Genomic DNA, 9,076 nt, shown 5'->3' on the forward strand with positions numbered 1-9,076 from the left:
GCCCAAAGCAGCAAAGGGGGAAAATACACAAATTGTACTTGTCTAATTTTTCAAGTCAAAACTCGCGTTAGTAAGTGCTTTGGAAGGCCATTTTTATTTGAATAATTTGTTCTTGCTAATCCCTTGCCTGCTAATCCACTACCTCTTGTAACTTAAAATTAAAATACAACAGCAAATGGTATTATAACCCTGATAAGTATAATCAAAAATCGAAATAATTAGCCAGTTGAATTTTTACCTCCTGATTTACCTAGGTTTTATTCATCTGCATCAGAAATACCTTCTACCCATTCGGCTGCCTCACGGTACGATTTAAACTGCCGCACCTCTATGCTGAGTTTATACTCCGCTTTAGCAATCCGGACCATTTCTTTAAAGAGTTCGATGTTGGCTTTGTTGCAGGTAATACGAGCTATCTTTTTCAGGCAAGACTTGTCTGCCAGCGGAATCAGTTCTTCCAGTACCCAGCGCATATCGGTGGCCGCTATTTCTTGTAAAACAGATGTATCCTGTATCCAGTACAGAATTCCGTTTTCGTTTAAAAAAGCGGCAAAGATACCTGCAGCCTGCCTATATTCTGCTCGTGTGGGCTGCCGGGTCCATTCAGAATACAAAAGCCTTGCGCCATCATCTATCACAACATGCAAAAAAGAGTTTCTATATTCGTGAACCCCTTCCACTAAGGTATCCATCTCCATAAAGATCAGTCAGGCGGTTAGGAGTATTGGCGGTACTTATGTATCATGTTCAAGGGTAAAACCAAGGTTCGATTTTAAGTGCAGAAAACATTCGTCTGCATCTCGGTACTTGGCAAGCAAGGCGTCGTAACCAGCATCTGTTACCCTGATGTACATCAGCAGATCCGGCTCATTCATGTTCTGATAGTAATACGAATATTTCTGTAAATGAGGTAACTCACTGTAGGCGATAAGCTTAAAGTTAATCTCGAAATATTTAACCGAAATTCGTTTGCTTCCTTTATCTAATATAGAATAATCTATGTACCCACTGCTCAGAAAAGGAAGTAGATGTTCACTTATTTTCCTCATAATAGTAAGTGTTAGACCTACTATTACTTACTAAGTATGTATACTATAAGTTTAATATTATTTATTTTTTTGCGATTTTATTATTTTTTACCAAGATTTGCTGCTGCCATTGCTTTATTTTTATACTACCCCCTCTCCTACTCAATAATAAATTTCAAAAAACCTACTTACGAACTCTGTAGAAGAACGGATTGCAATAGCCGACTCGAGGTTTAAGGTTCTGCTGGAGACTTACCTTTAAGAAGCAGGATACGCCATGACAGTAGTTGCTGCCACCTTACATACATTTGTTTTACTTGATAAGACAGGATAATGTACGTATCTCCCTTAGCTGCTCTGTTAGCTCATGTTAAAAGTTATGCTTGCGGAGAATATTTCTACTAATTAACTGCGGGAACTCAGGCATTTAAAGAAAGATGATCCTTTTGAAGTTAGATTATGTGATGTATGGCAGAGCTACCCTAGTATTACTTTGCTGTTAAATTATGCTAATAAAAAGGCCCTCCAGAAGGCTTTAAGGCAAAAAAACGCCAAGGGTTCTAGCCTATAAAAATGCAGTAGATGCCATTGAAAGATTTTAAGTTAAGGTCAAATGAAAAACAGAAGTATAATTAAACCACTGGCTGCTGCACTTCTATTATTTTCAGGTGCTGCCTCTGCACAGCAAACCTCCTTCCGATTCGATTTTGGCTCCGGCAAAACAGCTAAAAAGTACCTGCCTGTTCCGCCTGCCACCCCATATGGTGGCACAACAGGCTATGGGTTCGATTTAGGAACCTCAGTTACTGCTGTTTCCAGGAAAAACAAAAATCCCTTGACCTCTGATTTTGTGACAAGCGACCAAGCTTTTTACTTTTCGGTGGCGGTGCCAGAAGGAAACTATAAAGTAACCCTCACCTTAGGCGACCTCCAAAGCAGCACCCAAAGCACTGTAAAAGCCGAATCGAGGCGCCTGATGCTGGAGCAACTGCAGACAGAACCCGGACAAGTGGTAACACAAACGTTTGTAGTGAACATAAAGAACCGGCAAATTGACAATGCCCGGCAGGTGAGTTTAAAACCCAGAGAGGAAACAAAGCTTGACTGGGACGATAAACTAACGCTTGAATTCTCGGCCCATACCGCCCTTAGCAGTCTCGAAATTGAAAAGGTAGAAGACCAGGTGACTGTTTACCTGGCCGGTAACTCCACAGTGGTGAACCAGGAGGAAGAACCCTGGGCCTCGTGGGGGCAAATGATTCCGCGATTTTTCGGGCCTGGGGTAGCTATTGCCAACCATGCCGAATCGGGTTTGTCGTTAGGTAGTTTTATGAGTAGCAAGCGACTCGATAAGGTCATGAGCATAATTAAGCCAGGAGATTTTCTTTTTATTGAGTTTGGCCATAACGATGAAAAAGAAAAAGGTCCGGAAGACGGGCCTTACAAATCGTATACCGAGCGGCTCCGTTTTTTTGTTAAAGAAGTGAAATCAAAAGGCGCTACCCCTATTATACTCACACCTACCGCCCGCCGGTCGTTTAACGCATCAGGAGAAATGACCAACTCCCATGGCGACTACCCCGATGCTGCCAGAAAAGTAGCAGCGGCAGAGCAGGTGGCCTTAATCGACCTGACACAGCTTACCACCACACTCTACGAAACCCTTGGCCCGGAAGGATCTAAGAAAGCCTTTGTTATATACCCGGAACAGGGGCTAAACGATAACACCCATTTTAACACCTATGGCGCATACCAGATTGCAAAACTAGTAGTTCAGGAAATTAAAAATCAAAACCTGAGCCTATCAACTTACCTGCGCCAGACTCCGGATTACCTGCCGACCCACCCCGATGACTTCGAAAAATTCAATTTACCTGCTAGCCCCAAAGGAAGCCTTACTAAACCAGATGGTAATTAACAAATAAGCACTTATAATTACAACCACTCGTTTTAAACTTAATATTTTGAGTAAATAAACAGTTAAAAAATACTAATGAACATTAGTAACCAATGCAATTTCCAAAAGCAATAGCAGCACCCTTAATGTTGATCAAAAGTAGTAGTAAAGATTAAAATATTTTAATCTTTACTACCTTAAGGTAACTCTACCAGTTGTTCTTGATGTAAATTGCCAGGCTTAAAACAACTGACCTTATATGAATAGTTGTTATTTTTTAAAATAGAGCTTGCCATTACTATTTAACAACGGCCCCACCTCCTGCTGTTTGTTTTACTAACGAAAAACTAATCGCGAAACAAAACACTGGCAGGATACCGCAGGACAGAACCCACACCAAAAAGAGATAAATTTATACTTGACTATTAAAAGTCGAATTTTAAACACTAAAATCAATAACATGAAGAAAAACTTACATTATGGTAGGTATGTTTTCTGGGCAATGACCTCCTTAGGGCTTAGCACAAACGTAGTGAAGGCCGAAGGCAAACAGCCTGTTAACGTACCTGTCACTGAACTTTCAGTTGTAAACGGCCACCTCTCCGACCTTGCAATTAAAAAGCGCAAAGCCGTTGATGTTACTGTTACAGGACGTGTAGTTGACAACGCTGGCGAAGGGCTACCCGGTGTTAGCGTAGTAGTAAAAGGTACCACTGTTGGCGTGAGTACAGACATTGATGGTCGGTTCAGCCTTACTGTGCCAGATGGTAATGCAACGCTGGTTTTCTCTTATATTGGTTTTACAACACAAGAGGTTGCCCTTAACAACAGAGCCATCTTAAATATTACCATGGCATCTGACACAAAGGCCCTGCAGGAAGTGGTTGTTGTAGGTTATGGTACACAAAAGAAGAGTGATTTAACAGGTGCCATTACCAGCGTTTCGGCTGCTACTATTGAGGAACGTCCTGTGCAAAACGTGCTACAGGCCATACAAGGTAGAGCACCTGGTGTTAACGTGTCTACAAACGTTCGTCCTGGCGAAACTCCCAACGTAACTATTCGCGGTACCAGATCCCTTACCGCCTCTAATTCTCCCTTGTATGTGGTAGATGGTATTCCGATAGTGGCTGCACTTGGTGTAACTTCTTTCTCCATCAACGATATTCACCCTAACGACATTGCCTCTGTAGAAGTACTAAAAGATGCCTCTGCCACCGCAATTTATGGTTCAAGAGGTGCTAACGGTGTAATCATTATTACAACTAAAAAAGGTACGGCTGGCAAAGTTACTGTTAACTATAACCATACCACCTCCCTCGACTCCTATAAATCGTTAACCGACTGGATGGATGGTGGGCAGTATGTAGACAGATGGCGCGAGTCTTTAATCTATGGTCGTAATTACCAGCCAACCACAAACTCTAACTTAAACCAGGCCCCTACCATTTGGTATCCTGACCCATTTCTTGATCAGGAGAAGATGAACCTGGGTGTAGACCAGCGATCACGCGATAATGTTTGGGCAGCCTATGAATGGGAAGAATACGGAAAAACACCCCGACTTAGACCTACTACGCCGGAAGAACAAGAGCTCGGTTGGCCAGCACAGGTGCCTGTGTATAATTCACAGAACATCCCTACCTTCGACTGGATGGATGCTGCTACCCGCACTGGTGTAACGCAAAACCATCAGCTCTCCCTCTCCTCCGGCACCGAAACCTCTAAAGTGTATTTATCTTTAGGATACTACGATCAAAAAGGTGTGCAACGGGACCAGGATTTCAAGAGGTTTAACGTGAACCTGAATGGTGACATATCGCCTAAAAAATGGCTTACCCTTGGTACATCGGTTATGGGTTCGTTCTCGCTTCAGAATTACGGTGTAAACCCACCTAACAACAGCAATACTGGCCCTAAAGATCTTTTCTCAAGAGCAACCACCCAGTTTCCGTTTGCTTTTCCTAGAAATGAGAACGGAGATTATATCATGAATACTGGTCCCAATATCAACATCTGGAATCCTTTAATTGATATTGATCAGGCTATTACCGAAAGACGATCATCGGCAATAATGGCCAACATGTACACCGAGCTTAAATTTACGCCCTGGTTAAAGTATAGGTTAAACTTTGGTGCTCAGATGCGTAACTTCAGAAACGGTGCCTGGACAGGCCCTGGAGCAACAAGCCACCTCAACAACCGCCCTAATACAGCCGGTTATACACGTGAGGAACACTTTTCTTGGGTAGCTGAGAACCTGCTCTTCTTCGACAAGTCTTTCGGTGATAATCATACTATTGGCGTTACACTGCTACAGTCGCAGCAGGCCTCCCGAAGAGAGAACATTGGCAATTCCGTATCTGGTACCATTATTCCGTTGAGCATGTGGTACGACCTAAGCTCCAATACCGTAGGTCGCCCCGATGGCTATGGCACAGGATTTACCGAAAACACGCTTATGTCGTGGATGGGTCGTGTTAACTACACCTTTATGAACAGGTACCTGTTAACAGCATCAGGTCGTTTCGACGGTTCTTCCGTGCTGGCTCCCGGCAACAAATGGGATTTCTTCCCTTCCTTTGCCTTAGCCTGGAAAATGCAGGAAGAGAAATTCATGGAGGATCTAACCTGGATAACTGAACTAAAACCGCGTATCGGCTTTGGTGTTACTGGTAACTCTTCTGTTGAACCTTACACTTCTTCTGGTCCGCTTAGCAGGAACAATTATGCATTTGGCTCTGTCGCTGGTATAGGTTACCTACCACAGTTGGTGCGGAACCCGAACCTTAGCTGGGAAAAAACAGCGCAATCTAACGTAGGTTTGGATTTTGGTTTACTTAATAACCGCATTACAGGTTCAGTTGAATTATATGATTCCAGGACATCAGACCTGATTATGCGTAGAACCCTGCCTGGTGTTACAGGCTATGTTGAGAAATTTGAAAATATAGGTAAAACAAGGAACAAGGGTATTGAACTGACTCTTTCTACTATAAACGTAGAAACCAAAGACTTTACCTGGAGCACTGATTTCAACTTCTCCTCTAACAGGGAAGAAATTGTAGAGTTGATCAATGGTAAGGAAGATATGCTGGCTCAACGCTGGTTTATTGGTCAGCCGCTTAGTGTGTATTTCCACTACGACAATGCTGGTATATGGCAAAACACACCAGAAGACCTTGCTGAAATGGCTAAGTTTAACGCCAATGGTCACAGGTTCTATCCGGGAGCCATTAAAGTAATAGATCAGAATGGAGACTACAGGATAAACGCAGAAGACTACATTATCCGAGGGTCTGACAGGCCAAAATATGTTGGAGGCTTTACAACGAACTTCCGATATAAAAACTGGACCTTGCTTTCCTTTGTGTATGCTCGCCTGGGACAAGAGTATTTCGGCGGGTACCCTAACTCCTATGGCGGAGTTAACCCTAATGGCCGTGTAGAAAACGATGTTTGGACCTTTAACAACCCTGGTGGTCGGTGGCCACAACCTTATTTAGGAACAGCGCAGTACGATAACTTTACACCAGCCATGCAGTTCCATAGTGGCTCCTTCGTAACTGTAAGAAACATATCGCTTTCTTATGATTTCCCACAACAATTCTTAAGCAGGTTCTTCTTAAATAACCTGCAACTGAACGTGCAGGTACTGAACCCGTTCATTTTTGGAGGAGAGATCGTGAGAATGGGGCTTAACCCAGATGATGATACTAACTGGGGATCGCAGTCGCAAGCCAACAGCAACAGTACATCGCCTTTGGGTGGTACCAACAACAATACCATCCTGCAGCAGAGTGTAGTATTTGGTGTGAGAGTCGGTTTCTAAATAAAAACTTCTAAAGAACAATTTATTATGAAAAAATATATTGCCTTACTTCTGCTTGCCACCTCCACCTTATCTTGTAAGGACTTTCTGGAGGAGGAGCAGGTAGCAAACCTGACGCAGGATTATTTTAATAACGAGAACGGGTTGGAGTCTTTAATTAAAGGCCTCTACGTGTATGCCCGGGTTAAACATGAGTGGGACGCCAATGGTGCCAGACTTATCGAGCCTGAAACGGATGCTTACCGAACAGTGGCCGTTGGCTTTGCTAGAATGGGAGTAGCTGAATATGGTTCTGATGTAAGCAACATTGCTTCTAATGTGAACAACTACCTCGGTGCAGCTAATGCAAGCAACGCTCCAATGGGTGCCTATCCGCACATTAACAACTGTAACATTGCCCTGGATATTATAGACAACATACGGCCAGGTCGGTTTGGCACTGATGAAGCCTACCGGAACACCCGGAAAGCAGAAATCCTGTTCTTAAGATCATGGGCTTTTTACCTGATCTCAAACCAGTTGGGAGATGTGCCATTGTTACTGGAGCCTAAAAGAGAAGATAACGGCATCTACCATTATCCGAAAGCTAAACTCGAGGATATTTATAAGCAGATTATCTCTGATATGGTTTTTGCTTACCAGCATTTACCTACATCAGTTAGTGAAAGAGGCAGGGTTACCAAGTGGGCAGCTGGTCATTTCCTATCTAAACTTTACCTGAACCGTGCCCAGGCGGCTGGCTTCCAAAGTAGCTCCGAAGAGCACTTACGCATGCTGTACAAAGGCAACGTAGCTACTGACTTAGACTCCGTTATAATGGTTGCTTCTGAAGTGATAACAGGAACTGGTGGTGTGTTAGCTCCAAACTATTGGACGCTGTTTAACCCGGCTGTTTCTGAAACTTCTCCACATTCAGAGGTGCTATGGTCGGCTCAGTTCGATGAAAACACATCGCTTAACGGCCGCTTCCAGAACAGGTCGGTTAACTACCATATCGGCGATTATACGTTCCAATCTGGTGTAACGCGTGCTATGGCCTATGGTCGTCCATTCGGTACTTTCAGACCCACCGACTGGGGTTACGACAACTTCCGCGACAAAGTAAATGACTCTCGCTACTACAAAACTTTTCAGTACGAGTACATTAGCAATATGCCGGCAGCTACGAACTCCTCCTATAACTGGTCTGCAGCAGCAGCAGCATGGTGGAATGCCAACAAGCCAGCTGATCAGCCAACTGTAATAGCAGGTCAGAAAAGGATTGAGAATGGCCGCAGAGCGATCATCTACATAGAGAATCAAAGAGAGGAAGCACTTGATTCAGCAGAGGTGATGAGTCAGCCATTCCAGTTCATGGTTCGTTGGGTACGATCAGCTAAAACAAATCGGTACTACTACAGGCTCTTTATCGATGGCACAGATATGGGTTTAGCAACCAACCGTCAGGCACCTTATCTTTCATCTAAGAAATATGTAGACCCCATGCGCGGAGGTAGTGCCAACGAAGCCAACTTTAACAGCGAATCTGGTACACGCGATGCTCTCTTAATGAGACTGGCAGAAACATATTTAATTAGAGCGGAAGCGTATGGCCGCAAAGGCTTGTATGCACAGGCTGTTGCCGATATTAATGTGTTGCGTCAGCGTGCTGCCTATAAACCAGGTGAGAGCCGGCCAAATGTTCTGGCACAGTATGAGCCCCAAAAAACCATGCTCGATCCTGCTGAACTTGTAGCTCCGTATACCACCACCACGAATGCTTTTGAGAGGATAAGGGTAACTGAAAATCATTTCACGCCAGGTACAACAGAGGCACAGGCAGAAGGTTACATTCCTACAGTTATGTCGAAAGAGGATATGTTTATTCACTTTATCTATAACGAAAAAGCCCGCGAGTTTTTATCAGAAGGTATTGCCTGGGAAGATTTGCACAATGCTGGTATTCTGTATGAGCGGGTGGTATATTTAAACCAAATGGCTTCCGATAGAACAGGCTTATGGCCAGTTGCTGCCAACACAGGCAGCGGTAACGGCCAGGATGGCAACGGAAAAGGACTGATGCAGAAACACTATACGTTCAGAGTTTGGCCAAACGCTTACCTGGTTCAGCTAACCGACGAAAACGGAAATTCATTAGACGCTGCAGCTAGAGCAGCCTATCAAAACCCTGGTTACTAATCCCAATTTCACCAGGATAATTCCCTGATGAATTGAAAAGCGGCTGCTCTTTTTGGGCAGTCGCTTTTTTTTCCTAGTTACCTCATCAATTAAAATAATTCCACAAATAGTTAAACAATTTAAAGACAAATTTAGTACACT

General features: G+C 43.7%; 5 protein-coding genes. 3 read left to right on the top strand and 2 right to left on the bottom strand.

Translation table 11 applies throughout. From position 1 onward, the window contains the following. Nucleotides 1-257: 257 nt before the first annotated feature. Nucleotides 258-698, bottom strand: coding sequence for a hypothetical protein (locus FVR03_RS22935; protein WP_147924113.1), 441 nt, complete (start codon nucleotides 696-698; stop codon nucleotides 258-260). A 36-nt stretch (nucleotides 699-734) separates the two neighbouring features. Then, complete coding sequence (locus FVR03_RS22940) at nucleotides 735-1,049, bottom strand: hypothetical protein (protein WP_147924114.1); 315 nt, start codon at nucleotides 1,047-1,049, stop codon at nucleotides 735-737. Between the two features lie 592 nt (nucleotides 1,050-1,641). Between FVR03_RS22940 and FVR03_RS22945 the strand changes: the two genes are divergently transcribed. From FVR03_RS22945 to FVR03_RS22955, 3 genes are all read left to right on the top strand, one after another. Beyond that, a complete protein-coding gene (locus tag FVR03_RS22945; RefSeq protein ID WP_147924115.1) occupies nucleotides 1,642-2,946 on the top strand; it encodes a rhamnogalacturonan acetylesterase in 1,305 nt (434 codons plus the stop codon). A 439-nt stretch (nucleotides 2,947-3,385) separates the two neighbouring features. Continuing rightward, nucleotides 3,386-6,757, top strand: coding sequence for a SusC/RagA family TonB-linked outer membrane protein (locus tag FVR03_RS22950; protein WP_147924116.1), 3,372 nt, complete (start codon nucleotides 3,386-3,388; stop codon nucleotides 6,755-6,757). Nucleotides 6,758-6,784: 27 nt separating this feature from the next. Next, nucleotides 6,785-8,935, top strand: coding sequence for a RagB/SusD family nutrient uptake outer membrane protein (locus FVR03_RS22955; RefSeq protein ID WP_147924117.1), 2,151 nt, complete (start codon nucleotides 6,785-6,787; stop codon nucleotides 8,933-8,935). Nucleotides 8,936-9,076: the final 141 nt, after the last annotated feature.

Origin of the sequence: Pontibacter qinzhouensis, assembly GCF_008017455.1 — a bacterium.
GTDB classification, from domain to species: Bacteria; Bacteroidota; Bacteroidia; order Cytophagales; family Hymenobacteraceae; genus Pontibacter; species Pontibacter qinzhouensis.

Coding starts and splice junctions, on each gene's coding strand:
- FVR03_RS22935 (WP_147924113.1), bottom strand. CDS start 698: ATGGAGATGGATACCTTAGTGGAAGGGGTTCACGAATATAGAAACTCT.
- FVR03_RS22940 (WP_147924114.1), bottom strand. CDS start 1,049: ATGAGGAAAATAAGTGAACATCTACTTCCTTTTCTGAGCAGTGGGTAC.
- FVR03_RS22945 (WP_147924115.1), top strand. CDS start 1,642: ATGAAAAACAGAAGTATAATTAAACCACTGGCTGCTGCACTTCTATTA.
- FVR03_RS22950 (WP_147924116.1), top strand. CDS start 3,386: ATGAAGAAAAACTTACATTATGGTAGGTATGTTTTCTGGGCAATGACC.
- FVR03_RS22955 (WP_147924117.1), top strand. CDS start 6,785: ATGAAAAAATATATTGCCTTACTTCTGCTTGCCACCTCCACCTTATCT.